This window comes from Burkholderia sp. Bp8984, from assembly GCF_003853755.1.
In the GTDB taxonomy this organism is placed as follows: Bacteria; Pseudomonadota; Gammaproteobacteria; order Burkholderiales; family Burkholderiaceae; genus Burkholderia.
This window is the reverse complement of record NZ_QTQN01000011.1, coordinates 170,900-197,792: the sequence shown is the minus strand read 5'-3', so window position 1 is coordinate 197,792 and position 26,893 is coordinate 170,900. Positions and strand designations below refer to the sequence as shown.

Annotated in this window: 23 protein-coding genes and 1 pseudogene; 14 read left to right on the top strand and 10 right to left on the bottom strand. The window is 68.3% G+C overall.

Annotated elements, in window-relative coordinates:
* The 3 genes and pseudogenes from DID98_RS14490 to DID98_RS14480 form a co-directional block, all read left to right on the top strand.
* A pseudogene (locus tag DID98_RS14490) lies at positions 1 to 204 on the top strand (porin); the annotation flags it as partial.
* A 412-nt stretch (positions 205 to 616) separates the two neighbouring features.
* Positions 617 to 1,075, top strand: coding sequence for an NUDIX domain-containing protein (locus DID98_RS14485; protein ID WP_185640851.1), 459 nt, complete (start codon positions 617 to 619; stop codon positions 1,073 to 1,075).
* Between the two features lie 18 nt (positions 1,076 to 1,093).
* Positions 1,094 to 1,594 carry an AAA family ATPase gene (locus DID98_RS14480; RefSeq protein WP_124570936.1) on the top strand — a complete coding sequence of 167 codons (501 nt, stop codon included), beginning with the start codon at positions 1,094 to 1,096 and terminating at the stop codon, positions 1,592 to 1,594.
* Between the two features lie 51 nt (positions 1,595 to 1,645).
* On the opposite strand, the gene DID98_RS14475 is transcribed toward DID98_RS14480, so the two are convergent.
* From DID98_RS14475 to DID98_RS14465, 3 genes are all read right to left on the bottom strand, one after another.
* Positions 1,646 to 2,188 carry a cysteine hydrolase family protein gene (locus DID98_RS14475; RefSeq protein ID WP_124522101.1) on the bottom strand — a complete coding sequence of 181 codons (543 nt, stop codon included), beginning with the start codon at positions 2,186 to 2,188 and terminating at the stop codon, positions 1,646 to 1,648.
* A gap of 242 nt (positions 2,189 to 2,430) precedes the next feature.
* On the bottom strand, positions 2,431 to 3,750 hold the full coding sequence (locus DID98_RS14470) for an MFS transporter (RefSeq protein ID WP_124570935.1): 1,320 nt from the start codon (positions 3,748 to 3,750) through the stop codon (positions 2,431 to 2,433).
* 43 nt (positions 3,751 to 3,793) lie between these two features.
* Positions 3,794 to 4,978 carry a M20 aminoacylase family protein gene (locus DID98_RS14465; RefSeq protein WP_124570934.1) on the bottom strand — a complete coding sequence of 395 codons (1,185 nt, stop codon included), beginning with the start codon at positions 4,976 to 4,978 and terminating at the stop codon, positions 3,794 to 3,796.
* Between the two features lie 198 nt (positions 4,979 to 5,176).
* Between DID98_RS14465 and DID98_RS14460 the strand changes: the two genes are divergently transcribed.
* Both DID98_RS14460 and DID98_RS14455 read left to right on the top strand, forming a co-directional pair.
* The gene (locus DID98_RS14460) at positions 5,177 to 6,079 is read left to right on the top strand and encodes a LysR substrate-binding domain-containing protein (protein ID WP_044843294.1); all 903 of its coding nucleotides are present in this window, start codon (positions 5,177 to 5,179) and stop codon (positions 6,077 to 6,079) included.
* A gap of 163 nt (positions 6,080 to 6,242) precedes the next feature.
* Positions 6,243 to 6,563 (top strand): pyrimidine/purine nucleoside phosphorylase, encoded by a 321-nt coding sequence (locus tag DID98_RS14455; protein WP_006478890.1) that lies wholly within the window; start codon positions 6,243 to 6,245, stop codon positions 6,561 to 6,563.
* A gap of 114 nt (positions 6,564 to 6,677) precedes the next feature.
* Here the strand turns inward: DID98_RS14455 and DID98_RS14450 are convergent, their stop codons facing one another.
* From DID98_RS14450 to DID98_RS14435, 4 genes are all read right to left on the bottom strand, one after another.
* Positions 6,678 to 7,010, bottom strand: coding sequence for a hypothetical protein (locus tag DID98_RS14450; RefSeq protein WP_185500442.1), 333 nt, complete (start codon positions 7,008 to 7,010; stop codon positions 6,678 to 6,680).
* 492 nt (positions 7,011 to 7,502) lie between these two features.
* On the bottom strand, positions 7,503 to 9,290 hold the full coding sequence (locus DID98_RS14445; protein ID WP_124570933.1) for a chloride channel protein: 1,788 nt from the start codon (positions 9,288 to 9,290) through the stop codon (positions 7,503 to 7,505).
* A 30-nt stretch (positions 9,291 to 9,320) separates the two neighbouring features.
* Positions 9,321 to 9,734 (bottom strand): MarR family winged helix-turn-helix transcriptional regulator, encoded by a 414-nt coding sequence (locus tag DID98_RS14440; RefSeq protein WP_124484609.1) that lies wholly within the window; start codon positions 9,732 to 9,734, stop codon positions 9,321 to 9,323.
* 116 nt (positions 9,735 to 9,850) lie between these two features.
* Entirely contained in the window at positions 9,851 to 11,026 is a 1,176-nt protein-coding gene (locus tag DID98_RS14435; RefSeq protein WP_124570932.1) for an HPP family protein, read from the bottom strand.
* A 366-nt stretch (positions 11,027 to 11,392) separates the two neighbouring features.
* On the opposite strand from DID98_RS14435, the gene DID98_RS14425 reads away from it, so the two are divergent.
* Complete coding sequence (locus tag DID98_RS14425; protein WP_044843298.1) at positions 11,393 to 12,361, top strand: LysR family transcriptional regulator; 969 nt, start codon at positions 11,393 to 11,395, stop codon at positions 12,359 to 12,361.
* A gap of 33 nt (positions 12,362 to 12,394) precedes the next feature.
* Here DID98_RS14425 and DID98_RS14420 read toward each other — a convergent pair whose 3' ends face one another.
* Positions 12,395 to 13,780 carry an MFS transporter gene (locus DID98_RS14420; protein ID WP_124570930.1) on the bottom strand — a complete coding sequence of 462 codons (1,386 nt, stop codon included), beginning with the start codon at positions 13,778 to 13,780 and terminating at the stop codon, positions 12,395 to 12,397.
* A 74-nt stretch (positions 13,781 to 13,854) separates the two neighbouring features.
* Positions 13,855 to 14,793 (bottom strand): 2-hydroxyacid dehydrogenase, encoded by a 939-nt coding sequence (locus tag DID98_RS14415; protein WP_124570929.1) that lies wholly within the window; start codon positions 14,791 to 14,793, stop codon positions 13,855 to 13,857.
* A gap of 113 nt (positions 14,794 to 14,906) precedes the next feature.
* Between DID98_RS14415 and DID98_RS14410 the strand changes: the two genes are divergently transcribed.
* The 6 genes from DID98_RS14410 (at position 14,907) to DID98_RS14385 (ending at position 21,931) form a co-directional block, all read left to right on the top strand.
* Entirely contained in the window at positions 14,907 to 15,818 is a 912-nt protein-coding gene (locus DID98_RS14410; protein WP_124484614.1) for a LysR substrate-binding domain-containing protein, read from the top strand.
* Positions 15,819 to 16,057: 239 nt separating this feature from the next.
* Entirely contained in the window at positions 16,058 to 17,086 is a 1,029-nt protein-coding gene (locus DID98_RS14405; RefSeq protein ID WP_124570928.1) for a TRAP transporter substrate-binding protein, read from the top strand.
* A 3-nt stretch (positions 17,087 to 17,089) separates the two neighbouring features.
* On the top strand, positions 17,090 to 18,976 hold the full coding sequence (locus tag DID98_RS14400) for a TRAP transporter large permease subunit (protein WP_124570927.1): 1,887 nt from the start codon (positions 17,090 to 17,092) through the stop codon (positions 18,974 to 18,976).
* 8 nt (positions 18,977 to 18,984) lie between these two features.
* Positions 18,985 to 20,061, top strand: coding sequence for a LacI family DNA-binding transcriptional regulator (locus DID98_RS14395; RefSeq protein WP_124484617.1), 1,077 nt, complete (start codon positions 18,985 to 18,987; stop codon positions 20,059 to 20,061).
* Positions 20,058 to 21,080: a D-isomer specific 2-hydroxyacid dehydrogenase family protein gene (locus DID98_RS14390; RefSeq protein ID WP_124570926.1), complete on the top strand. Its 1,023-nt coding sequence runs from the start codon at positions 20,058 to 20,060 to the stop codon at positions 21,078 to 21,080. The genes DID98_RS14395 and DID98_RS14390 overlap by 4 nt, the downstream gene beginning before the upstream one ends.
* Positions 21,077 to 21,931 carry an amidohydrolase gene (locus tag DID98_RS14385; RefSeq protein ID WP_124570925.1) on the top strand — a complete coding sequence of 285 codons (855 nt, stop codon included), beginning with the start codon at positions 21,077 to 21,079 and terminating at the stop codon, positions 21,929 to 21,931. Before DID98_RS14390 ends, DID98_RS14385 begins: the two co-directional genes overlap by 4 nt.
* Before the next feature lie 355 nt (positions 21,932 to 22,286).
* Here the strand turns inward: DID98_RS14385 and DID98_RS14380 are convergent, their stop codons facing one another.
* A complete protein-coding gene (locus DID98_RS14380; RefSeq protein WP_124484620.1) occupies positions 22,287 to 23,375 on the bottom strand; it encodes a calcium:proton antiporter in 1,089 nt (362 codons plus the stop codon).
* 542 nt (positions 23,376 to 23,917) lie between these two features.
* Here DID98_RS14380 and DID98_RS14375 point away from each other — a divergent pair.
* Complete coding sequence (locus tag DID98_RS14375; protein ID WP_124570924.1) at positions 23,918 to 25,471, top strand: 3-hydroxyacyl-CoA dehydrogenase; 1,554 nt, start codon at positions 23,918 to 23,920, stop codon at positions 25,469 to 25,471.
* A gap of 59 nt (positions 25,472 to 25,530) precedes the next feature.
* A complete protein-coding gene (paaK, locus tag DID98_RS14370) occupies positions 25,531 to 26,853 on the top strand; it encodes a phenylacetate--CoA ligase PaaK (protein ID WP_124484622.1) in 1,323 nt (440 codons plus the stop codon).
* Positions 26,854 to 26,893: the final 40 nt, after the last annotated feature.

The window sequence follows — 26,893 nt, the reverse complement described above, 5'->3', positions numbered from 1 at the left end:
GGCCACGCGATCATGTACGTGCTCGGCACGACGTACAACCTGTCGAAGCGCACGTTCCTGTACGGGACGGTCGCGTATGCGCGCAACGGCGGGAATTCGAACTTCTCGCTGCTCGCGACGCCGCGCGACGCGACGTCGGGCACGAGCCCGATGACGGGCGAGTCGCAGACGGGCGCGTATGTGGGGATGATGCATACGTTCTGAGCGGGGCGGCGTGTTTGCGTAAAAGGCGCGGGTGGTTAAGGCCCGTGCCTTTTCGCGTTTGCGGGGTTTTTCGGATCGTTGCGGTACTCATGCAGTGCGTTCGGAAAATTTGCACTCGCTCAAATTTTTTGCTGGACCGCAAACGCTTGAGTGCGTTACCTCTATTGCCCGATTTGGCGCGGCGGCGGTGACATCTTTCAGCCGACATGAGTCGAGAATCGCGATAACGACGCCGTCAGCGTTGCGCTGGTCAATCAGTCTTGCAGCCAACACTGATTGTCGAGATCCGATCGAGGCATTGTAGAGTTCCAGGAAACCAACACACAGTCTTGTCCTGGCTCATTCCTGAAACGTGATCGTCCGAGTCGACTCCGGATTTCGGGTTGAGGTGGTTTCGGTCAGAGAAATCATCGTGCAAATCAAGAACAAGGTACTGGTCTATCTTACGTGGCGAGACAGGTTGCTCACTTTTACGCAACCCAAGTTTCCGGAGGCCGGGAGGCAGGTGGTTGCCGGCACGATGAACCAGGGAGAAATGCCCGTAGTCGCCGCGCTACGCGAGCTTCGCGAGGAAAGTGGTATCGACGAGGCCCGGGTTGTGCGTGTTCTCGGCGAGTACTTCTACTCGATGAGGGCATTCGGAAGAAGCGAGATTCAGCACCGGCATGTCGTGCATGTTGCACTGAGTGACGCTATCGCCATGAGGACGCAATGGATGCATCTCGAGGTCGATCCGGGTTCCGGTGGTGGGCCTATTGAATTCAGCTTCCAGTGGCTTCCTCTTTTTGGAGCGGAATTCGCGCTGATCGGTGGGCACGATTTCTTCGTCCCCATGCTGAAACACTTCATGCGCGACCATTCGAGTGGATGATTGAACAGAGACTGATACATGAGGATTTGTATTGTAGGCCCGTCGGGCGCGGGGAAAACGACGATTGCCGGGGAATTGGCGCGCAAGTTCAATATCGCCACGTACGAATTCGACAACGTTTATTGGGACACGAGTGGCACGGAGTTTGTGAAGAACTCAGATGAGACGATGGCGAAGGCCATTGAAAAAATCCTCAAGCAGGGCTGCTGGTTTGTCGAAGGTGCGTACGAAAAGCGGATGTATCCGCTGCTCGCCGAGTGCTCGCTGATCTTGAGGGTGGAGGTTTCATTCAGCGTGAGAGCAATGCGGTTGATCAAGCGTTTCGTTTGGTCGACGGTGACCGGCAAGTTGCCCAAGGAGACCTTCCGGAACACTGTCGACCTGATCAAGTTTTCATTCCACTTCGACAAGCGGCTCAGCGAATTTCTGTCCGCAGACGTGATGCTCTCGCGGAAAGTCGCTTCAGTTCGCGACACGTCATCGTGCATCGAAGCAATGCGCGCGGCCGGTCTTTGCTGAATCGATTGCAGTGCGTTCCTTCATGCATCGCAGTCTGACCGGCGTCGAGCGTCAGAACCCGCACGCCTCGGTCGTCGTCAACGTCGCGAACGGCCCGCCGAGCGTCGCATTGTGATGCGCGACGATCCGCTCGGCCGGCAACGCGGGCGTATCCATGCAGGTATGCGCATCGGCGACGAGCACGGCGCGAAAGCCGAGATCGGCGGCCGCGCGGCACGCCGTGTCGATGCAGTACTGCGTCTTCATCCCCGCAATCACGATCTCGCCGATTCCGGCCGCGTGCAGCCATTCGGCGAGCCGTGTGCCCGCGAAACAACTCGGCCGGGTCTTGTCGAACACGATGTCGCGTGCCGTATCGATCGCGAGCGCCGGCAGCAATGCGGCGAGCGGCGCATCGGGCGCGATCGGCGAACCCGCCGGGCCGGTGTGGCGTACGGCGAACACGGGCGCGCCGGCTTCATGTGCGCGGCGAATCAGCCGGTTGACGTTGGCCAGCACGCGTTCGCCGTCATGCGGACGATCGGGGCCATGGAACAACCCGACTTGCATGTCGACGACGAGCAGCGCACGTTTCGGGGATGGGGCTTCGGACATCGCGTTTCTCCTGAAAGGCCGGTGCGGACGGAGAAACGACGAGACCCCGTCCGGAACCGGCGGGGCCTGTGGGAATCGGTGAAGGGCGCTACGACCTTGCGCGCACTCGCCGCACGGGCCCGCCGAAGGCGGTCGTGCGCGTAGTCGTCGAAAGGGTGATCGTGGCGTCGTGCATGGAGCGATCATGCACGATGCGCGTTCGCTGCGTCAATGACGTGTCGCACGCCCCGCGCCGCCACCGCTCAATCGAGCGCCTTCCCGGCCTTCTCGTCCATGCAGCGAATCGCGAGCAGCGTGAGCACGCCGCAGCCGATCGCATACCACGCGGGCGCATTCGGATTGCCGGTCGCCGCGATCAGCCACGTGACGAAGAACTGCGCGAAGCCGCCGAAGATCGCGACGCCCACGCTGTACACGAGCGCGCCGCCGGTCGCCCGCACCGCCCGCGGGAACAGCTCCCCGAGCATCGCACCCGTCGCGCCGATGTTGATCGCGTGCACGATCGACAGCGCGGCGATGATCGACAGCAGCGACGCGGCGCCCGGCCAGCGGTTCAGCGCGATGAACGCGGGATAGATCGCGGCCATCAGCACGATGCGCGTCCACCAGACGATCCGGTTGCGGCCGAACACGTCGGACAGGTGCCCGCCGATCGGCGTCACGAGCATCAGGATCGCGCCGGCGACGCAGCCGGCCGTCATCGACAGCCAGGTCGGCAGGTGCAGCACCTGCACGCCGTAGATCGCCATGTAGAACACGATGATGTAGTGGATCGACGTGCCGCCGATCGTCACGCCGAGGCCCGCGAACACGGCCTTGCCGTGATGGCGCAGCACGTCGGCGAGCGGCAGCGACGCGACGGGTTCGTCGTGCGCGGCGGCCGGCGTGGCGGCCGGCACTTCCTCGACGGTGCGGCGCAGCCAGTAGCCGAGCGGCACGAACAGCGTGCCGATGATGAACGGCACGCGCCAGCCCCAGCTCTCGAGCTGCGAGGCGTTGAGCGTCGACGTCAGCGCGACGCCGGTGAGCGCCCCGGCGAGTGCGGCGAGCCCCTGGCTCGAGAACTGGAACGACGCGTAGAAGCCGCGGCGATGCTGCGGCGCCTGTTCGAGCAGCAGCGTCGTCGACGCGCCGACTTCGCCACCCGATGCAAACCCTTGCAACAGGCGCGCAAGCACGAGCAGCAGCGGCGCGGCGAGGCCGATCTGCGCGAAGGTCGGCGCGATCGCGATCGTCGCGGTGCCGAGCGCCATCAGCAACAGCGTCAGGATCATCGCCTTCTTGCGGCCGGCGCGGTCGGCATACATGCCGATCACGAGGCCGCCGAGCGGGCGTGTGACGAAGCCGACGCCGAAGCTCGCGACCGCGAGCATCAATTGCCCGAACGACGAGTGCACCGGGAAGAACAGCTTGCCGATCAGGATCGCGAAAAAGCTGTAGACCGTGAAGTCGTAGAACTCGAGCGCGTTGCCGACCGCGGCGGCCGCGATCAGGCGGCGTTTCTTCGCGGCGGCGCGGGCATCGGCCGGCGAGCCGGCGAACGGAAGGGCGGACGTTTCCATGAGGTTCCCCTGCTAAGGCGCGGAACTGCGTGATGAAGGGCCGTCAGGCCGCGAGCCAGGCTTCGGCGACGCGGACCCAGTAACTCGCGCCGATCGCGAGGATGTCGTCGTTGAAGTCGTAGCCGGGGTTGTGCACCATGCAGCCGCCCTTGCTGCCGATGCCGTTGCCGATGAACGCATAGCAGCCGGGGCGTGCTTCGAGCATGTAGGCGAAGTCCTCGCTGCCCATCAGCGGCGCGGCCTCGGTTTCGACGCGATCGGCGCCGAGCATCTGGCGGGCGATGTCGGCCGCGAATGCGGTCGGTTCGGGATGGTTCACGAGGACCGGATAGCCGTAGTCGTAGTCGACTTCCGCCGTGATGCCGAAGCTTTCCGCCTGGCCCTTCGCGAGCGCCTCGATCCGGCGTGCGAGCAGCGCGCGCACGTCGGCGTCCAGCGCGCGCACCGACAGCTTCATCACGACGGTTTCCGGAATGATGTTGAAAGTCTCGCCGGCCTGCACGCTGCCGACGGTGATCACGGCCGCATGCTGCGCATCGACCTCGCGTGCGACGATCGTCTGCAGCGCGACCATGATGCTGCCCGCGGCCGACATCGGGTCGCGCGCGAAGTGCGGCATCGCGCCGTGTCCGCCGACGCCGCGCAGCGTGATCGTCACGCGGTCGGCCGACGCCATCGCGGCACCGGCGCGGAACGCCATGTCGCCGGCGACGCGGCCCGGCATGTTGTGGATCGCGAAGATCGCGTCGCACGGAAAGCGCTCGAACAGGCCGTCGTCCATCATCGATTTCGCGCCGCCGAAGTTTTCCTCGGCCGGCTGGAAGATCAGGTTCAGCGTGCCGGAGAACTGGCGCGTGGCGGCGAGGTGGCGCGCCGCGCACAGCAGCATCGCGGTGTGGCCGTCGTGACCGCATGCATGCATCTTGTTTACGTGGCGGCTCGCGTACGGCAGGCCGGTGGCTTCGGCGAGCGGCAGCGCGTCCATGTCGGCGCGCAGGCCGACGGTGCGCGTGCCTTGTCCTTCGCGCAGCACGCCGACGACGCCCGTCTTGCCGATGCCGCGATGCACTTCATAGCCCCACCCCGTGAGCAACTCGGCGACGAGATCGCTGGTCAGCGTTTCCTCGAACGCGAGCTCCGGATGCGCGTGGATGCGGCGGCGCACGTCGATCAGGTCGGGGGCGATCGCGGCGATGCCGGGGATGACGGGGTTCACGGCTTGCAGCATGGTGTCTCCTGTGGAGCAGGTGAGGCAGGTGGGGCCGGTGGGCGTTTGACGCACATATGACGGCCAAGCATATAAATTTCTGTCGGGTACCAGAAGCTGCTAAATTGCTTTGGTGCTCACCACCGGTTGCCGCTCGGGAATACCCTGATCCGCTGCGCGTGGCCGGGCGTCGGGTTTCCACGAATCACGCATGCCGCCATGAAATACCATCAGCTGAAAGCGTTCGTCACCGTCGCGGACGAAGGGAGCATCCGCGCGGCCGCGCGGCGCCTGAACGTGTCGCCGGCGGCGCTGACGAAGGCGGTAAAGGAGCTGGAGATCGCGCTCGGCGTGTCGCTCGTCGTGCGCACCGCGCGCGGCGTGCAACTCACCGCGTTCGGCCAGCAGCTGCAGGTGCGCGCGCGGCTGATCGTCGCCGAGATGCAGCGGGCGCGCGACGATATCGAGCAGGCGCAGGGCGCGATGACGGGCTCGGTCGCGGCGGCGATCACGCCGGCTGCGGCGGTGACGATCCTGCCCGACGCGTTTCGCGCGTTCCGGCGGCGCTTTCCGGTCGCGCGCGTCAATCTGATCGAAGGGTTTCCCGGCGTCGCGCTGCCGCGGCTGCACGACGGCTCGCTCGATTTCGCGGTCGCCGTCGTCGTGCCCGAACTGCTGGCGGCCGAGTTCGACCACGCGGAACTCTATGCGAGCCGATCGCTGATCGTCGCGCGCAAGGGGCATCCGCTCGCATCGGCCACGTCGCTGGCCGATCTCGTCGAGGCCGACTGGCTGATGAATCCGTCGCCGGAAAGCTCGACCCAGGTGCTGTTCAACTCGTTCGTCGCGTACGGGCTGCCGGTGCCGCAGCGGGTCGTCGAATGCCCGAGCTTCGGGCTCGCGCACAGCCTGATGACGGGCTGCGACCTGATCGCGTCGATGCCCGAACAGCTGCTGCAGGGCGAGTGGGCGCGCGACCAGCTCGCGGTGCTGCCGATCCGCGAGCGGCTGCCCGGCGTGTCCGTGCAGGTCGTCACGCGTCGCGACAGCCCGCTCACGCCGGCCGCGTCGATGCTGCTCGACTGCCTGCGCGATTCCGCGCGGCGCAAGGGGCTCCGATGAGTCGGGCAATGCATCGCGTAGTGATCCTGAACATCTGCCGCGCACCGCGGACCATTCCCGCTCGCGGCGCGCTCGCCGCGAGCCGGTATCATAGCGGCCGGCCCGCCGTTCCGGCCGGCTTCCGACAACACGCCATCCGGCATCCAGCAATCAGAGGCATCACATGACCAGTGCAACCCAATTCGACAACGTATCGGTCGTCAAGCGCGCGAACGTCTATTTCGACGGCAAGTGCGTGTCGCATACCGTGCTCTTCCCGGACGGCACGCGCAAGACGCTCGGCGTGATCCTGCCGTGCGCGCTCAACTTCGGCACGGACGCGCCCGAATTGATGGAAGTGCAGGCCGGCAAGTGCCGCGTGAAGCTCGACGGCAGCAGCGAATGGCAAACCTACGGCGCCGGCGAGTCGTTCTCGGTGCCGGGCAAGAGCCGCTTCGACATCGAAGTGCTCGAGACGCTCGACTACGTCTGCAGCTACCTGTAAGCGCATGAGCACCGGCCGCAACCCATGCGCGCGGCCGGCGCGCTGAAAGCAGAAAGCCCCGCCGAAGCGGGGCTTTCTCGTATTCGGACGGCGCGTTGCCGTCCGGCGCGGAGCTTACAGGCAGGCGTTGATGTCGCCCGCGGCAGCGGCGTCGCCACGCATGCCGACCCACGTCTTCGCGCCCGGCTTCGACGCCGGACGAACCATCGCGGCCGCGCCGTTCGGCGGTTGCTGGCCCGGTACGTAGACATCGGTCGCGAGGCCGTTGGCGAGCACGTTCTGCGTGACCACCTGTTGCTGCGACTTGTCGGCCCAGGTCTTTGCGATGCACGCCGACACGTCCTCCGCGGACTTCTGGCTTTGCCCCACGTTCTGCATGGCCGGATCGGCTGCATGTGCGGAAATTGCCACGGTCAATGCGATGAGCGGTAAGTATTTCACGTTCACGTTTTATCTCCCTCGAGTCGTGATTGATTGAGCGGGATGCGCAGCAGAACTTGAACTGCGTTCTTGTGAGATTGCATCGGACAAATGCGGTTCCGGCGATTCCGAAACAAGTTGTTAACACGCTTGCCAAACGACAATCCGGATGCTGTCCGTTCTGTTGCGATACGGCATGGGTCGCGCACGGCCCGCGTGGAGGCGGGGACGCGGCGACGACGTCATGCGTCGTGAGGTCGGCTCGCTGCCCTGTGGTGTGGCGGATTGACGGCCGCGGCGTGCTGCATGTATCTGCATGTCGCGCCGCGACGCTTCTTTATTGGATGACGAAGTGGAATGGCTGAAACGGTGGCCCCGTCGCATGAGCACCATGATGACAAACTTTCGTCCGATGAATTGTCAACCAAGTTTAAACGCCGGACGCGGCGGAATGCGAACCGGCGCGCAGGGTGCGCGCCCATCCGGAACGGCGGGAGACGGTGAAGCGCGCGGTAGGTATCAGCTGCCCTTGCGTGCACCGGCGTCGCGCAGGTTGACAGGCACGACCGGGCGGAAGCGTTCGCGCTTGTGTTCGTCGTCGAAGTGCTGGAGCGCGGGCTTGATGAGGTCGCTGCGCGACACGATGCCGATGATGCGCAGCGATTGCGGATCGTCGACGACCGGCAGGCGTTCGAGGCCGAGCATCGCGAGCCGCGACGCGACCACGCGGCACGTTTCGTGCGCGTGCGCGACGGCCGGCGCACGATCGATGAATGCGTTCGCGAGCGCCGCGCCGGGACCGGCTTGCGCACGCTGCGCGTCGAGCGTCGCGCGATCGACGAGACCGAGCAGGCGGCCGTTCTGCACGACGGGGTACGCACGGTGCGTCTGCTTCGCGCCGAAGTACTGCGACTCGACGGCGTCGAGCGTCGTGCCGCCGTCGATCGAGACGAGATCGTCGGCCGGCGTCATCACCTCGGCCACGTCATGGCGTTCGAGCGGATCGACGCCGTATTCCCGGTAGATGTGGTAACCGCGGCGCGCGATCTTTTCCGTCATGATCGAACGCTTCATCACGACGGTCGCGAAGCCGTGCGCGACGAGCGTCGCCGCGAGCAGCGGCAGCAGCGCGTTCGCGTCGTGCGTGAGGCCGAACGCGAATACGATCGCGGTCAGCGGCGCACCGAGCGTGGCGCCGAGCGTCGCGGCCATGCAGACGAGCGGCCACAGCGCCGGATCGCCGCCGGGCAGCACCGGCGACAGCACGGTGCCGAGGCCCGCGCCGAGCATCAGCAGCGGGGCGAGTACACCGCCGGACGTGCCGGAGCCGAGCGCGATCACCCACATCACGGCCTTCACGGTCAACAGTGCGAGTGCGATCTTCAGCGCGATGTGCTGGTGCAGCAGGTCGCCGATCACGTCGTAGCCGACGCCGAGCGCGCGCGGCTCGAGCCAGCCGCCGATGCCGATCACGATCGCGCCGAGCGCCGGCCACCACATCCAGTGCACCGGCAGCTTCGCGAAGGTGTCCTCGACGCGGTACAGCGCGGCCGACAGGCCGCACGCGAGCGCGCCCGACAGCAGGCCCGCGACGATGCACGACAGCAGCGCGACGGGCGTCGGCGGTGCCGTGGTCAGCGCAAACAGCGGGTCGACTCCGAAGAACACGGCGCGGGCGAAACCGGCGACCGCGCAGGCGAGCGCGACCGGCAGGAAACTGCGCGGACGCCATTCGAACAGCAGCAGTTCGACCGCGAGCAGCACGGCGGCGACCGGCGTGCCGAACACGGCGGTCATGCCGGCGGCCGCGCCCGCGACGAGCAGCGTCTTGCGCTCGGCGGCGGTCACGTGCACGCATTGCGCGATCAGCGAGCCGAGCGCGCCGCCCGTCATGATGATCGGGCCTTCGGCGCCGAACGGGCCGCCGCTGCCGATCACGACACCCGACGACAGCGGCTTGAGGATCGCGACCTTCGGCGACATGCGGCTCTTGCCGAACAGGATCGCCTCGATCGCTTCGGGAATGCCGTGGCCGCGGATCTTCTCCGAACCGAAGCGCGCCATCAGCCCGACGATCAACCCGCCGATCACCGGCACGACGATCACCCATGCGCCGAGCGTGTGGTGCGCGGGCGAACGGTCGGCGAACGAAAACTGCTGGAAGAAGAACAGGTTCGTGAACAGGTGGATCAGGCTCGACAGCACGAACGCCGCCAGCGTGCCGAGCAAGCCGATCCCGGCAGCGAGCAACGCGATCCTGGGCAGGCGTTCGTTGGTCGAGAAGTCGCGTTTGTGCGGTGCGTTCATCGGCGTGAGGATAGGTCGGTAAAGCCTGGGTCAGTTATTGATCTGCGGAACCTGGAACGTGCCCTTGAGCGATTTCAGTTCCGCGCGATGCATGGCCGCGAGGTGGGCGAGCAGCGTCTCGCCGGCTTCCTCGAGGTGGACCTCGACCTGCCGGCGGTCCGCTTCGCTCGTCTTGCGCTTCACGAGCCCGAGTGCCTCGCAGCGCGTCACCAGCGCAACGACGCCGTGATGCTGCGCCTGCAGGCGTTCCGCGAGTTCGCCGATGGTGGCCCATTCGCGGTGCGGATAGCCCTTGATGTGCAGCAGCAGCAGGTACTGCAGCGGCGTCACGCCTTCGCTTTGCGCGGCGCGTTCGGAGAAGCGCTCGAAACGGCGCATCTGGTAGCGGAACTCGGACAGTTGCTGGAAATCGCTTTTGGTCAGCGCGCGTCGGGTATCGGTCATTGCGGTCGGTCGGGCAGCAGTTTCGGTAACGTGAAATATATCACAATATGATATAAATAGCTGAATTTCAGCAAAATGGATACATTACGCTGTCGTCGGCCCGTTGAGCGTCCGCGTTACGCGGCTTCGAGCATCTGCGTCTGGCGGTACAGGCCGGTGACGAGATCCGTCTGCGTGATGATGCCGACGAGCCGGCGCGATGCGTCGACGACCGGGATGTGGTGATGGCCCGAATGCGTAAACAGCGGCACCAGCGCGGTGATCGGCATGGTCTGCGGCACGGATGCGACGTCGCGGGTCATCACGGTCGCGACGCTGGGCGGCCGGCCGCCGAACGATTGCGGCAGCTGCGCGGCCAGCCGCCGCCACAGCGGGACCGGGCGGCGCAACGGGCGCGTGAGGTCGGCGCGCGTGACGATGCCGACCAGGCGATCGCTGCCGTCCACGACGGGCAGCGCCTTCACGCGATGGCGGTCGAGCAGCGTCAGCGCGGCCGTGACCGACGTCGACGGCGCGACTTCGATCGCGTTCTTCGTCATCAGGTCGGCGCACGTGAGCTGGCCGAACGTGCGCGCATAGGCCTGCATCTCGGTTTCGCGCAGCAGCATTTCGAGGTCGTCCGGGTCGACGTCGAGCCATTCGCCGCGGCGCTTCAGCACGGCGTCGAGATCGGCGCGCGTGAAGCCGCCGCGTGCCGGCGCGGCGCTGCCGCCTTGCGGTTTCGCGTCGTGGCGCACGCCGCCGTGCGGATAGCGGTGGCCCGTCAGCGCGTGGTACACGAGCGCGGCCGACAGCAGGATCGCCGATTGCAGTGCGATCGGCTCGACCACGAAGCGCAAGCCGAGCGCGTGGATCGCCGGGCCGCCGAGCACGGCCGTCAGCGCGACCGCGCCCGACGGCGGGTGCACGCAGCGCAGCGCGAACATGCCGCCGATCGCGAGGGCGACCGCGACCGCGGCGGCCGTGATCGGATCGGCGATCCACTGCGCGCAGGCGACGCCGACGGTCGCCGCCACCAGATTGCCGCCGATGATCGACCAGGGCTGCGCGAGCGGACTCGCGGGCACCGCGAACAGCAGCACGGCCGACGCGCCCATCGGCGCGACGAGCAGCGGCACGAGGCCCGGCACGCCGGGCAGCAGCCGCATCGCGACGCCGACCGTCGCGATCCCGACGAGCGCGCCCGCGCACGAGCGCATGCGCTCGCGCCAGCCGAGCGTCATCGGATGGGGAATGAAGCTGTGCAGCCATTGGCGGAAGGTGCGGCGCGACGGGGAGGAGCCTGGCGACATGGACGATTGAGCGGTAAACATGACGATGCGCATGACGCAGCGCGAGGACGTCGAGAATTATATCGCGTCGTGATATAAATTGTCGCGCTGCATCAACGCGTTGCCTGCGCGCGCCGCATCCGTCTTGCAGGAACCTTTCATCGGATGAAAGCCTGACGGCCCTGCGACCGCGCAAATTTGTCTGCAGCGGCGTACAATTCGGGCCACCGAATTCCCCGATACGCCACAACCACGCACGCGATGCCCGCTCTCCCGCCCGTTCCCCGGCATGGTGATCGCTTGCGCGTGGTTCGCGCGCACGCCCCGATTCCCGTCTGACGCGAGCGCCGCCGACGTTTCCCCACCGACACTCCCCAAGCCAATTCAATGGACATGCTCGAAAACATGCGCCTGTTCGTGCGCGTTGTCGAAGCCGGCAGTTTCACCGCGGTCGCCAAAGAAATCGATGCGACCACCGCGCAGGTGTCACGCGCGGTGTCGAACCTCGAAGCCCACGTACAGACGCGCCTGCTGCATCGCACGACGCGCCATCTCGGCCTCACCGAAAGCGGCGAGCGCTACTTCGAGCGTGCGAAATCGATCCTCGCCGAATTCGACTACGCGAACGCCGAGGCCCGCAACGCGCTGCTGCGGCCGAGCGGCAAGATGCGGATCCATGCGATGACGGGGCTCGGGCAGAGTCATGTCGTGTCGTCGATCGTGCGCTACCAGGAAGACAACCCGGACGTGTCGGTCGAGTTGACGCTCGCGCAACGGATGCCGAATCTCGTCGAGGAAGGCTACGACGTGTCGATCGTGACCGCGTCGCAGCTGCCCGATTCCGGCTATGTCGCGCAGACCTGCGGCACCAGTTGCAGCGTGCTGGTCGCATCGCGCGAATATCTCGCGCGGCACGGCACGCCGAAGACGCCCGACGACCTGCCGAACCACGTGTGCCTGCGCCTCGATACGCCGGCATCGCCGGCCAGCGAGTGGCGGCTCGAGCGCGACGACGGCGAGGAGACCGTCTACGAACTGCAGCCGGCACCGTTCCAGGTCAACGTGCCGGATGCGCTGTGCGTCGCGGTGCGGGCGGGGCGCGGCATCGCGTGCGTCGCGCTGTATACGGTGCTCGACGACCTGCGCGCGGGGCGCCTGATCCGCGTGCTGCCCGAGTATCGGTTGCAGACCGTCAGCGTGTACGCGGTCTATGCGACGCGCCGCTATCTCGATGCGAAGATCCGCACCTTCCTCGACCATCTGCGCACGACGCTCACGCCCGCGCTGGAGAACGACCTGCGCGAACTCGACCGGCTTGCGGTCGAGCCGATGCCGGGCAGCCGCCAGCGCGCCTGATGCCGCCGGTCGCACGCCCGGCGGCGCCCGGTATCACGCGTCCGGCGTGACGCGAATCCGTTCGAAGCGGCCGGCGAGCCACGCGTAGGCGGCGATGCCGAGCAGCCCGTGCGCGGCGACGAACCACAGTGCGCCCGCGAACGAGCCCGTGTGCGCGACGAAGTAGCCGATCACGAGCGGCGTGACGATCCCCGCGAGGTTGCCGAGACCGTTGAACACGCCGCCGCTCAGGCCGACCATCCCTTCGGGCGCGGTGTCGGCGAGCACGGCCCAGCCGACCGCCGCGAGCCCCTTGCCGAAGAATGCGATCGTCATCAGCGCGATCACGACGGCATTCGACGACGCGCCGTTCGCGAGCACGAGCAGCGTCGCCAGCGCCATCCCGACGACGAACGGCGTCTTGCGGGCGCGCGACGGATGCACGCCGCGCCGGATCAGCCAGTCCGACAGCACGCCGCCGAGCACGCCGCCCGTGAAGCCGCAGAGCGCCGGCAGCGCGGCCACCCAGCCGGCTTCCATGATCGTCATCCCGCGCCCCTTGATCAGGTAGATCGGGAACCACGTGATGAAGAAGTAGGTGAGCGCGGTGATGCAGTACTGGCCGATGTAGATCGCCCACAGGTTGCGGTGGCGGAACAGCTGCGACGCGTCGCGCCACGATAGGCGCGAGCGCTCGCGGACGCGGTTCGCTTCGAGATCGACGAGCGCACCGCGCGCGCGCAGGTAGTCGCGCTCGGCGTTGCTCACGCGCGGATGGCCGTGCGGCTCGCGATACCACGCGAACCAGAGCGCCGACAGCGCGACACCGAGCATCCCCATCCACAGGAACACGTGTTCCCAACCGAGCGCGTGCGTGAGCCACGCCATCGCGGGCGTGAACAGCACGACGGCCATGTACTGCGCGGAGTTGAACAGTGCGGATGCGGTGCCGCGCTCCGCGGTCGGAAACCAGCACGCGACGATCCGCGAATTGGCCGGGAACGCCGGCGATTCGACCAGGCCGAGCATGAAGCGCATCGCGAACAGCGCGAGCGTCGCGGCCGCCCCCTGCACGGCGAACCAGCCGACCGTGCCCTGCAGCATCGTGAAGATCGACCACAGCAGCAGGCTCAGGCCATACACGCGGCGCGCGCCGAAACGGTCGAGCAGCCAGCCGCCCGGGATCTGGCCGAGTGCATAGGCCCACGCGAACGCGGAAAACACGATGCCGAGCTGCATGGGCGTGAGCCCGAGGGCGTGCGCGACGCCGGTACCGGCGATCGACATCGTCGCGCGGTCCGCATAGTTGACGACGGTGACGGCGAAGATCAGCGCGAGGACCGTGTAACGGACGCGGCCGATCGTGCGCGACGCTGTGGATGAGGCGGGAGAGGTGGAAGAGGCGGCGACGGCTGCGCCGCCGCTGGATCGATTGGGCATGCGAGTCTCCTGGCCTCCGGCGTACGGAGGCGTTTCATTGGATGTTGTCTTGGTCGGGGAGGGGCGTGCGGCGGTCAGCCTGTAACGCTCGTCGGCGGCCGCTGGCCCGCGAAGCACGCGGCGAGGTTGGCGAGCACGATCCGGCCCATTCGTTCGCGTGTCTCGTGCGTGGCGCTCGCGCGGTGCGGCTGCACGACGACGCGCTCGAGTTCGAGCAGCGCGGCCGGCACGCGCGGTTCATCGGCGAACACGTCGAGCCCCGCGCCGGCGATCGTGCCGTCGGCGAGCGCGCGCACGAGCGCGGCTTCGTCGACGAGCTTGCCGCGCGCAACGTTGATCAGGAATCCTTTGCTACCGAGCGCGGCGAGCACGTCGGCGGTCACGAGCACGTTGCCGTGATCGGCGGACGCCGCGAGCACGAGCACGTCGCTGTCGCGCGCGAGCGCGGCGAGGTCGGGCACGTAGCGATAGCCGCTGTCGCGGTGTTCGCGCGGGCCGAAATAGCTGACCGGCATCCGGAACGCCTGCGCGCGCTGCGCGATCGCACGTCCCACGCGGCCAAGGCCGACGATGCCGAGCCGCTTGCCCGTCACCTGCGTCGCGAGCGGCTGCGCCACCTTGCCCCAGCGGCCGGCGCGCACGATGCGCTCGCCGGCGCCGAGGTCGCGCAGCGTCATCAGGATCAGCCCCAGCGCCATGTCGGCGACGTCGTCGGTCAGCACGTCGGGCGTCGTCGTCACGTGAATGCCGCGTGCGCGGGCGAGCTCGAGATCGACGGCGTCGGTGCCGATGCCGTTGATCGCGATGATCGCGAGCGCGCTCAGCCGCGCCATCAACGCGGCCGGCAACCCGTTCGCGCCGCCCGTGACGACGCCGCGGATGCGCGATGCGACGCGATCGAGCAGCGCGTCGGGCTGGTCGGCCGCATACAGCCGATGCACCGCGTAGCGGGCGGACAGTTCGGCGTCGATGGTGTCGGGAAGCGGCTGGGTGAGCAGAAGGTCGATGGTCATGAGGGTCTCGGTCGGCGTGCGCGGCGCGGGCCGCGCATCAGGTGCAACCGAGTATAGGAATCGAATCGATATCGGTCTAACATCAAGACGCTATCGATTGATTCAAGATTTGAATGATTGAACTGAACCAGCTTCGCTGCTTCGTCGCCGTGGCCGAGGAACTGCATTTCGGGCGCGCGGCCAGGCGGCTCTTCATGACGCAGCCGCCGCTCAGCCGGCAGATCCAGTTGCTCGAGCACGCGCTCGGCATCGCGCTGCTCGAACGCAGCAGCCGGCAGGTCAGGCTGACCGCGGCCGGCGAGCGCTTCTTGCGCGACGCACGGCACATCCTCGAGTTTTCCGCGCGGGCCGAACAGGCCGCGCAGCGCGTCGCGCATGGCGGGGCCGGCCGCATCACGCTCGGCTTCACGGCCGTCAGCGCGTACCGGATGATTCCGGCGCTGCTCGCGCATGCGGCGCACGCGCTGCCCGACGTCGACGTCGAACTGCGTGAAATGGTGTCGACCGTGCAGATCGACGCGCTGGCGTCGCGCATGCTCGATGCGGGCTTCGTGCGCCAGCGCGCGGCGCGCCATCCGCTCGAATACCGGCTCGTGCAACGCGAGCCGATGCTCGTCGCGGTCGCGCAGGGCGCGCCGCTGGCCGCGTACGAGCGGATCGGCCCGGACCAGCTCGACCGGCAGCCGTTCATCGCGTATTCGCCGAACGAAGGCAAGTACTTCCACGACATGATCTCGGGAATGTTCGCCGGCGCCGGGCGCTTGCCGAACTACCTGCATTACGTCGGGCAGACGCATACGATCCTCGGCCTGGTGCGCGCCGGGCTGGGTGCGGCGCTGGTGCCGGCGTCGGCGCGCGAGCTGCATGTGGACGGCGTGGTGTTCCGGCCGCTCGCGGACGTCGACGTGGCGGCGGAGCTGTATCTCGCGTGGCGCGCGGACAACGACAATCCGGCGCTGCCGGTGTTCAACGCGATGGTCGAGCAGTTTCTGACGCAGGAGGCGGACGGCGGGGGCGTTGTTTAGATAAAGTCTGTTGTCTGACGATATCAGGAGCCGCGCCCGACGCGCGCCGACACCGGCCCGCAAGACCGGCACAGACCCGCGCCGTCTGCGATTCCGGCCCAAAACCACCACGCGGAAGGCCCGTTTTTCATCCGCGCACGGGAAAACCCTCATTTTTCTCTCATCGGTCGTCGTATTACTGTATCGATACACTAAATCGATACAGTTGCGCCTGGAGGCGCACTGCAAAGGAGACGGCCATGACTACCTTCACCCGGCGGCGCTTTCTGCAAACGGCGCCCGCCGCCACGCTCGCGGTCGCGGGCGGCCTGCCGGCGATCGGCCGCGCGGCCCAAACCGTGACGCTGCGCTGCTCGTCGTCGATGCCGGCCGACCAGAACGCCGCGCACTACGTGTGGTACGAGCGGCTTGCCGCGAACCTGAAGGCGAGCGTCGGCGATGCGATCCGGGTCGACTATTTTCCGAACAGCCAGCTCGGCAAGGAGAGCGACGTCGCGCAGCAGGTGAAGATCGGCGCGATCGACATGATGATCGCGGGGTCGTCGATCTGGGCCACGGTCGCGCCCGAGCTCGGCATGCTCGATCTCGGCTACCTGTTCGACAGCTATGCGCACGTCGCGAAGGTGCTCGACGGCCAGGTCGGCACCAGCCTGAACGCGCTGCTGCAAAAGCGCGCGGGCTGCTCGGTGCTGACGTGGGGCTCGCACTTCGGTGGGCGCTGCGTGTTCACGAAGCAGCCGGTGACGGCGCTGCCGGGCGTGAAGGGCACGAAGCTGCGCGTGCTGCCGACGCCGGCGTTCATGGACACCTTCAAGGTGATGGGCGCGGTGCCGACGCCGATTCCGTTCGGCGAGCTGTACATGGCCGTGCAGACGGGCGTCGTCGACGGGCTCGAGCACGATCCGGCCACCGTGCTCGCGAGCCGCTTCGACGAGATCGTCAAGTCGTGCTGGCAATCGCACCACGTGTTCGCGGCGATGACCGTCGTGATGGGGCTGCGCGCGCTCGAGCGGATTCCGGCGAACCTTCGCCCGGCGTTCGACCGCGCGGTGGCCGATGCGACCGCGCAGCAGCGCGCGATCGCGACGCAGAAGGCCGCGCAGGCGGAGGCGGCGCTGAAGCAGCACGGGATGACGTTCCATCCGATGGCGGAGGCCGAGCGTGCCGCGCTGCGGCAGGCGATGCACGACCGCCTCTACGTGGCGTTCGCCAAGCAATATCCGGCCACCGCGCCGCTGTTTCCGGCGATCGCCGCGGCGCGGGGTTGAGCAATGGATACCGGTTCCGTTTCGAGCGTCGTGCCGGGCGCCGGCCCAGCCCGCCCCGCGCGCGCCGCCGTCCGCGCGCTGGCGGCGGCGATGCGCTGGATCGAATACGTGTCGGCCGCGGTGCTGGCCGTCGACGTGCTCGTCGTGTTCGTGTCGGTCGTGTTCCGCTATTTCCTGCACGACCCGGTCGACTGGGCCGAGGAGGTCGCGAGCGCGCTGATGATCGTGCTGGTGTTCTTCGGCGCGGCGACGGTGCTCGGCCGCAGCCAGCACGTCGGCATCGACCTGTTCCGCGGCTGGCTGCCGGCGCGCTGGCAGGGTGCGCTCGTGCAGATCGGACACTGGATCGTCGCGGCGGTGTCGCTGAACCTGCTGGCGTCGTCGTGGCAGCTGCTCGGCGATTCGTACGACCAGTTGACGACCGGCGGCCTGCCGGGCTGGATCAACGTGTATCCGATGATGTTTGGCGCGCTGTTCATGAGCGTGTTCGCGCTCGCGAACGCGCTGAACGCGCCGCGCCGCCGCGTACTTGGCACGCTTGCGTGCTGCGCGGTGCTCGCGGGCGCCGTGTACGGCTGGAACGCGCTGCGGCCCGAGCATGCGATCGCGCCGGGGGCGCTGCTGATCGCCGGCTTCGTCGGCGGGCTCGTGCTGGGCGTGCCGATCGGCTTCGTGCTCGCGTTCTCGGCGCTGCTGTATTTCCTCGCCGACCCGACGCTGCCGTTGCAGGTCTACTCGCAGCAGGTGATGGCCGGCGCCGATCACTTCGTGCTGCTGGCGGTGCCGTTCTTCGTGCTGGCCGGCTTGCTGATGGAGTCGAACGGGATGTCCACGCGGCTCGTCGAATTGCTGCTGCGGATCTTCGGGCGGGTGCGCGGCGGGCTCGGGTTGATCGTGATCCTTGCGACGGCGTGCTTTTCCGGCGTGTCGGGTTCGAAGCTGGCCGACATCGCGGCGGTGGGCGGCGTCGTGATGCCGGCCGTGCGCCGTGCGCGCCAGGACCCCGACGAAACCGCGGCGCTGCTCGCGTGCAGCGCGGTGATGGCCGAAACGATCCCCCCGTGCGTGAACATGATCATCATGGGCTTCGTCGCGAACATCTCGATCGCGGGGCTGTTCGTCGCGGGAATCGTGCCGGCGGCCGTGCTCGCCGCGTCGCTGGCGGTCGTGACCGTGATCTGCGGGCGCCGGATCGACATCGACGCGGTGTTCGTCGAGCGCCGCGCGTGGCTGCCGCTCGCGGGCGGCGCGCTGGTCGCGCTGATCATGGTCGTGATGATCGGCAAGGGCGTGACGTCGGGCATCGCGACCTCGACGGAAGTGTCGGCCTTCGCGGTGGTCTATGCGCTGGTGATCGGCTGGACGGCGTTCCGCGAACTGACCTGGCGCTCGGTCGGCCGCGTGTTCGTGCGTGCGGCATCGATGGCGAGCGGCATCCTGTTCATCGTCGCGGCGGCGTCGAGCGTGTCGTTCGCGCTGTCGATCGAGCAGATTCCGGCGCTCGTCTCGGGCACAATGACCGCGTTTGCCCATCAGTACGGCTCGACGGCGTTCCTGTTGCTGGCGGCGCTCCTGATGATCGTGTTCGGCGCCGTGCTCGAAGGCGCGCCCGCGCTGATCATCTTCGGGCCGCTGCTCGCGCCGATCGCGCTGCAGCTCGGCATCAATCCGCTGCATTTCGGCACGGTCGTGGTGGTGGCGATGGGGCTCGGGTTGTTCGCGCCGCCCGTCGGCCTCGGGCTGTTCACGACCTGCGCGATCACGGGGACCGAGGTCGCGCGCGTCGCCCGGCCGATGGTGAAATACCTGCTGGTGCTGTTCGTTGCCCTCGTGGCGCTGATCTTCGCACCGGCGTTTTCGTTGTGGCTGCCGGCCCGTTTCGGCCTGTAGCCCGTTCAATGCAAGACGACATGAGTACGATTCAGGACGTGGCCCGTCATGCGGCCGTTTCGGTCAGCACGGTTTCGAACGTGCTCAACGGCCGCACCGACCAGATGAAGCCGGAGACGCTCGAGCGCGTGAAGGCGTCGATGGATGCGCTGCAGTACCGGCCGAGCACGCTCGCGCGCCAGCTCAAGACGGGGCAGACGCCGCTCGTCGGGTTGCTGGTGCCGTCGATGGCGAATCCGATGTACGGCTACATCGCGCGCGAGATCGAGGCTTGCGCGCAGGAGCAGTACGGTCATCGCGTGCTGATCGGCAACACGTACCGCGACGCGGGCAAGGAGGCGGCGTTCTTCGACGACCTGTTCGCGCACGGCGTGCGGCGCGTGATCGTGATCTCGTCGCTCGCCGACGAAAGCCACCTCGAACGCGCGGCCGAACGCGGGATGACGGTCGTCAGCTACGACCGCCGCGCGACGCCCGGCGAGCAATCGAAGGTCGATCACGTGACGGCCGACAACGAGGCGGCCGCGCGGCTCGCGACCGGCTGCCTCGTCGCCGCGGGCCATACGCGGCTCGCGTTCGCGACCGTGGCCGGCATCACCGTGAGCCGCAGCGACAAGATTCGCGGCTTTCTCGAAGTGGCGCGCGACGCAGGCGCCGATGCGCAAGTGCTCGAAGGCGGCCCGGCGAACGAATACGGCGACGCGGTGATCGTCGAGGTCGGGCGCGCGCTCGGCGCCGCGCTCGCGGCCGATCCGGCGCGGCCGACCGGCGTCGTCGCGGTCAACGACCTGTTCGCGCTCGGCCTGATGGCGGGGCTGCGCGACGGCGGATTGCGCGTGCCGGACGATGTGTCGGTCGTCGGGATGGACGGCCATTTCCTGTCGGCGATCTCGTGGCCGGCGCTGACCACGGTGCAGCTGCCCGTCACCGAGATGGCCGCGGAGATGGTGCGGCGCGTGATGCGGCACGACGGCGACCCGTCATCGGCGCCCGGGCAGTGCGTGTTCCCGGGCGTCACGCTGGTCGAGCGCGCGTCGGTTGGGCCGCGGCCGCGCGCGGTCGAATCGAACGGAGACAACGCATGACGCGCGTCTACGTGACCCATCCGTCGGGGATGTTCGATTACTACTTCGGCGCGAAGGCGCTGCGCGCGCTGCAGGCGCTCGCGGACGTCACGTGCAATCCGCTCGACCGGGAGCTCGGCACGGACGAGCTGATCGCCGCCGCTCAGGGGTGCGATGCGATCGTCGCGTACCGGCAGACGCCGGCGCCGCGTGCGCTGTTCGCGGGGCTGCCCGCGCTCGCCGCGTTCCTGCGCTGCGCGGTCGACATCCGTACCGTCGACGTCGACGCGGCGAGCGAGTTCGGCGTGCTGGTCACGCAGGCGAGCCCCGGGTTCGGGCCGGCCGTCGCGGAGTGGGTGATCGGCGCGATGATCGGCCTCGCGCGCGGGATCGGCGGCTACGCGGATGCGTACCACCGCGGCACGCCGCCGCTGCCGCGGATGGGCCGCGAATTGCGCGGCAGCACGCTGGGCGTGGTCGGTTATGGACAGATCGCGCGCCAGCTCGTGCCGATCGCGACGGCGTTCGGGATGCGCGTGCTCGTGTGCGACCCGTACGTGCGGGTCGACGCGCCGTCGATCGAACAGGTCGACCGCGCGACCTTGCTGCGCGACGCGGATTACGTCGTGTGCCTCGCGCCCGCGACGCCGGCCACCGCGAACCTGTTCGATGCGCGCGCGTTCGCCGCGATGAAGCCGGGCGCGTGCTTCGTCAATGCGTCGCGCGGCGAGCTGGTCGACGAGCAGGCGCTGGCCGACGCGCTCGACGGCGGCCGGCTGGCCGGTTGCGCGCTCGACGTCGGCCGCGCGGCGGACCAGATGCCGACGCCCGGACTCGCCGCGCATCCGCGCGTGATCGCCACGCCGCACATCGGCGGACTGACGCGACCGGCGGTCGAGCACCAGGCGCTGGAGACGGTCGACCAACTCGCCGCGCTGCTCGACGCACGCGTGCCGAACGGCGCGGTCAACGCCGCGCATGCGACGCGGCTCGAACGCTGGCGGTCGGCCGACGCGTCCGCCGCGCCGGGTGTGCGATGACGCGCGACGAAGGCGGCACGCGGCTGGCGCCGGTGTGCGATTGCCATATCCACATCTACGACGATGCATATCCGCTCGCGCCGACGGCGACGTTCCGCCCGCCGCATGCGCCGGTGGATGCGTATCGCCGCGTGCAACAGACGCTCGGCCTCGCGCGCGTGGTCGTCGTGCAACCGACCGGTTATGGCTTCGACAACCGCTGCACGCTCGATGCGCTGGCCGCGCTCGGCCCGCAGGCGCGCGGCGTCGCGACGGTGCCGGTCGATGTGCCGGATGCCGAACTCGAGCGGCTGCACGCGGCAGGCATCCGCGGCGTGCGGTTCATGACGCTGTCGGGCGGCGTCGCGCGATGGGACGAGCTCGAGCGGATGGCCGCGCGGATCGCGCCGCTCGGCTGGCACATCGATTTGCAGCTCGATGGCCGGACGCTGCCCGACGTCGAGCCGATGCTGGCGTCGTTGCCGGCGCGCGTCGTCATCGATCACACGGGCAAGTTCCTGACGCCGGTTGCACCGGATGCGCCGGCCTTCGTTGCGTTGCGGCGCCTGCTGGATCGCGGCCACGTGTGGGTGAAGCTGTCCGCGCCTTACGAGACCTCGCGATCCGGTGCGCCCGGTTACGACGATGTCGCACGCCTTGCCACCGTGCTCGCACGCGCGCATGCGGCGCGCTGCGTGTGGGGCAGCAACTGGCCGCACCCGAACGCGTCGCCGCTGCCCGACGATGCGCAGCTCCTCGGCTGGTTGCACGCGTGCGCGGCGGACGCGGCGGTCGGCCGCGCGATACTCGTCGACAACCCGGCCGTGCTGTATGGGTTCGATGCGGACACCTCGATCGGCGCCGCGATGTAACGTGGTCGGCCGCGGGCCGAGCCTCGACGGCCATGCGGTCGACGCGTTCGTCCACGACTTTCCGGTGCGATAGGCGCTGCGTGAAGCGAAGAGGGTGAAGCGGGGAAGGTGTAGCAGCGGGAGTTGAAGCGCGGCGCGGGGGGGGGGGGGGGGGGGGTTGGGGGGGGGGGGGGGGGCGGGAAGAATGAGAGATGGAGGAGACACACGAAGACGGAGAGCACCACACCAGAAAACACACACCACCCGGCGTCGGGGTCACTCCATTGGGCGTCGGGGGTTTTGGGGTCGCCGGGGTTGTCCCCGCGGGCGGGGGGTCCGGGTTCAATTTTTCCGCCGTGCCGCGCGCCGCTTTACATCAGTGCGTGACCGACAGGAACAGGTACGCCGCGAACAGCGACAGATGCACGACGCCGTGCAGCACCGTCGTGCGTCCCTGGCTGAGCGTCAGCGTGCTGACGAGCAGCGTCAGCGACAGCAGCACGGTTTCCATCGCGCCGATGCCGAGCGTGAGCGGCTGGCCGACCCAGATGAACACGGCCGCGACGGTCGGGATCGTGAGCCCGATGCTCGCGAGCGCCGAACCGAGCGCGAGGTTCATGCTGGTCTGCAGGCGATTCGCCCGCGCGGCGGTGACGGCCGCGAGCCCTTCGGGCAGCAGCACCAGCGCGGCGATCACGATGCCGACCGCCGCTTCCGGCGCGCCGAGCTTCATCACCGCATGCTCGACGGCGGGCGACAGCAGCTTCGCGAGCAGCACGACCGCGACGAGGCTCGCGAACAGCAGCACGAGGCTGATCAGCGCGGTGCGGCCGCTCGGCGGGGCCGCATGCACTGATTCGTTCGCGCTGTCGTGCTCGGTGAGGAAGTAGTCGCGGTGGCGCACGGTCTGCACGAATACGAATGCGCCGTACAGCACGAGCGACGACACGCCGGCGAACGCAAGCTGCGATTTCGAAAAGAACGGGCCCGGCGCGGCGTTCAGGTAGTTCGGCATCACGAGCGACAGCACCGACAGCGACGCGAGCACCGCGAGCGCCTTGCTCGCGCCGCGCCCCTGGAAATCCTGCTCGCCATGCTTCCACGCACCGACCAGCAGGCAGAGGCCGACGATGCCGTTGCAGATGATCATCACCGCGGCGAACACGGTATCGCGCGCGAGGCCCGATTTCTCGGGGCCGGCGCCGAGCATCACCGACACGATCAGCGCGACCTCGATGACGGTCACGGCGACCGCCAGCACGAGCGTGCCGAACGGCTCGCCGACGCGGTGCGCGACGACTTCGGCATGGTGGACGGCGGCGAACACGGCGCCGGCGAGGGCGGCGGCGAACACGGCGATGACGAGGCCTTCGGCCGGCACGACGCGCGACAGCGCGAGTACCAGCCAGGCGGCAAGCGGGGCCACGAGGGTCCAGCGCGGGAGCTGGTTGGACGAGAGCGGCATGGACGGTTTCCTATGCGAGTGGCGGCGCGCGACGCGCCGTCACGGGTTGACGAAGCCCGGCCGGATGATCCGCCGAACGTGGACGATGATGCTGATGGGCGGCAGCGCGGAGCCGTGCTGCCCTGGATTCGCCGCCGTGAAGCGGCGAGGGGCGCGGGCGGGCCGAAGCCCGTCGCTGGATGAAACGGTTCGATGCGACCGGGTGCCGAGGGCGGGGCGCGGGTACGTCACGACAGGCGGGTGGCGCGATTCCGACCCCGAAAGGACGGCAGGCGGTGGACGGCAGCGGCGTGACACGCGGTTTCCCCCTGAAATTCGGCGATTTGTCGAATTTTATCAGGCGTTCGGGGGACACTATCTCATAATCGGACGCTTTCATTGACCTTTCGGTTTCGAAAAAGTGCCCCGATCGGTCGAATTTTTGTTCTTGCGCTTTTCGTAACGGTCTCTTGCACGACAAATTCGGGCTCGCCCTGACATAAATCTACCGACCGGTCGGTTTATAATCGCTCGCACTTCCACTTCATGACGGATCGCAAGCGATGGCTGTTTCTTCTGCACATTCGGTGAATTCGAGCGCGCTGGCGCAGTCGGCGGTCGTCGGCGTGATCGGCGCCGGCGCGATGGGCGCGGGCATCGCGCAGGTGGCCGCGGCGGCCGGTCATGCGGTGCTGCTGTACGACCTGAACGAAGCCGCATGCGACAAGGCGCTGGCCGGCATCCGCGCGCAGTTCGCACGGCTCGCGGAAAAGGGCCGGATGGAACCGGCCCAGGCCGACGCGGCCGGCAGCCGGATTCGCGCGGTGCGCGCGCTGGCCGACTTCACGGGCGCCGCGCTGATCGTCGAGGCGGCGGCCGAGAGGCTCGACGTGAAGCGCGAGATCTTCGCGACGCTCGAACGCCATGTCGACGACAGCTGCGTGCTGGCGACCAACACGTCGTCGATCTCGATCACGTCGATCGCGGCCGGGCTGCGCGCGCCGCAGCGCGTGGCCGGCCTGCATTTCTTCAATCCGGCGCCGCTGATGGCGCTCGTCGAGGTGGTCAGCGGGCTCGCGACCGCGCCGGACGTCGCACAGGCGCTCTACGACACGGCCGCCGCGTGGGGCAAGCGGCCGGTGCTGGCGAAGTCGACGCCCGGCTTCATCGTGAACCGCGTCGCGCGGCCGTATTACGCGGAGGCGCTGCGCGTGCTGAACGAGCAGGGCGGCACGCCGGCCTCGATCGATGCGGTGATGCGCGACGCCGGCGGCTTCCGGATGGGGCCGTTCGAGCTGATGGACCTGATCGGCCACGACGTGAACTTCGCGGTGACCGAGTCGGTGTTCCGCGCGTACTTCAACGATCCGCGCTATACGCCGTCGCTGATCCAGCAGGAACTCGTGAACGCGGGCTTCCTCGGGCGCAAGTCGGGGCGCGGCTTCTATTCGTATGCGGACGGCGCGACGCCGCCCGCGCCCGCGTTCGAACCGCCGTGCGATGCGCCGGCCGACGTCGTGCTGTTCGCGCAGGACGGCCCGGCCGCCGCGCTGCATGCCCGCGTTGTCGAACGCATCGCGCTCGCGCGGCAGAACGGCGCGCATGCCGACGAACTGCTCGCCGTGGCCGGCCGCGCGTCGATCGCGCTGACCGACGGCCGCACCGCGACCGTGCGCGCCGCGCAAACCGGCGTGGCCGATCTCGTGCTCGTCGATCTCGCGCGCGATTACGCGCAGGCCGGGCTCGTCGCGCTGACGCGCGCGCTGCAGTGCAGCGACGCGGCCTATGCGGATGCGGTCGGGCTGTTCCAGCAAGCGGGTTTTCGCGTCGTCGGCATCGCCGACGTGCCGGGCATGGTCGCGATGCGCACCGTCGCGATGCTCGCGAACGAGGCGGCCGACACGGTGAACCAGGGCGTGTGCTCGCCCGCCGATCTCGATCTCGCGATGGAGAAGGGCGTGAACTACCCGTGCGGCCCGCTCGCGTGGGCCGATGCGATCGGCATCGGCCGCGTGTATCGCGTGCTGTCGAACCTGGCGGCGAGCTACGGCGAGGACCGCTATCGCGTGTCGCCGCGCATCGCCGCGCTGCACGCGGCCGGCCGCACGTTCCGCTAGCCGCCGGCCCCGTCACCCCGATCACGATAACGACATCACTCCACTGGAGGAGCACCCCGATGACTCACCCGACGCACCCCGCCGCCGCCCTCGAGCCGATCGAGACCGCCAGCCGCGACGAACTGCAGGCGCTGCAGCTCGAGCGCCTCAAGTGGTCGCTGCGCCACGCGTACGACAACGTCCCGCACTATCGCCGCACGTTCGACGCGGCGGGCGTGCATCCGGACGACCTGAAGACGCTCGCCGATCTCGCGAAATTCCCGTTCTCGACCAAGCACGACCTGCGCGACAACTACCCGTTCGGCCTCTTCGCGGTGCCGCGCGAGCAGGTCGTGCGCGTGCATGCGTCGAGCGGCACGACGGGCAAGCCGACGGTGGTCGGCTACACCGCGCGCGACATCGACACGTGGGCGAACGTGACCGCGCGTTCGATCCGCGCGGCCGGCGGCCGCCCGGGCGACACGCTGCACAACGCATTCGGCTACGGGCTCTTCACGGGCGGCCTCGGGATTCACTACGGCGCGGAGCGGCTCGGCTGCATGGTCGTGCCGATGTCGGGCGGGCAGACTGAAAAGCAGGTGCAGCTGATCCGCGATTTCGAGCCGAAGATCATCCTCGTCACGCCGTCGTACATGCTAAACCTGATCGACGAGATGGTGCGGCAGGGCATGGACCCGGCCGAGTCGTCGCTGAAGATCGGCATCTTCGGCGCGGAGCCGTGGACGCAGGCGCTGCGCGAGGAAGTGGAGACACGCGTGGGCATCGACGCACTCGACATCTACGGGCTGTCGGAAGTGATGGGCCCGGGCGTCGCGTGCGAATGCGTCGAGACGAAGGACGGCCCGGTGATCTGGGAAGACCATTTCTATCCGGAGATCATCGACCCGGCGACCGGCGAGGTGCTGCCGGACGGCAGCGAGGGCGAGCTCGTGTTCACGTCGCTGACGAAGGAGGCGATGCCGGTGATCCGCTACCGCACGCGCGACCTCACCGCGCTGCTGCCGCCGACCGCGCGCGCGATGCGCCGGCTCGCGAAGATCACGGGCCGCTCCGACGACATGCTGATCGTGCGCGGCGTGAACGTGTTCCCGAGCCAGATCGAGGAAATCGTCGTCGCGCAGACGAAGCTGTCGGGGCAGTTCCAGATCACGCTTTCGCGCGACGGCCACATGGACCGGCTCGATCTCGCGGTCGAGCTGCGCTCCGAGGCCGTCGCGTGCGTGACCGATGCCGAGCGCGCGGCGATCGCGCGCGAGCTGCAGCACCGGATCAAGACGATGATCGGCGTGTCGGCCGGCGTGACGGTGCTCGCCGCGGGCGGCATTCCCGCGAGCGCGACCGGCAAGGCCCGGCGGGTGATCGACCGCCGGCAGGCCGCCTGAGTTTCGCCGTTCCCTGTTTCTACCCCGAGGAAACCTGTTC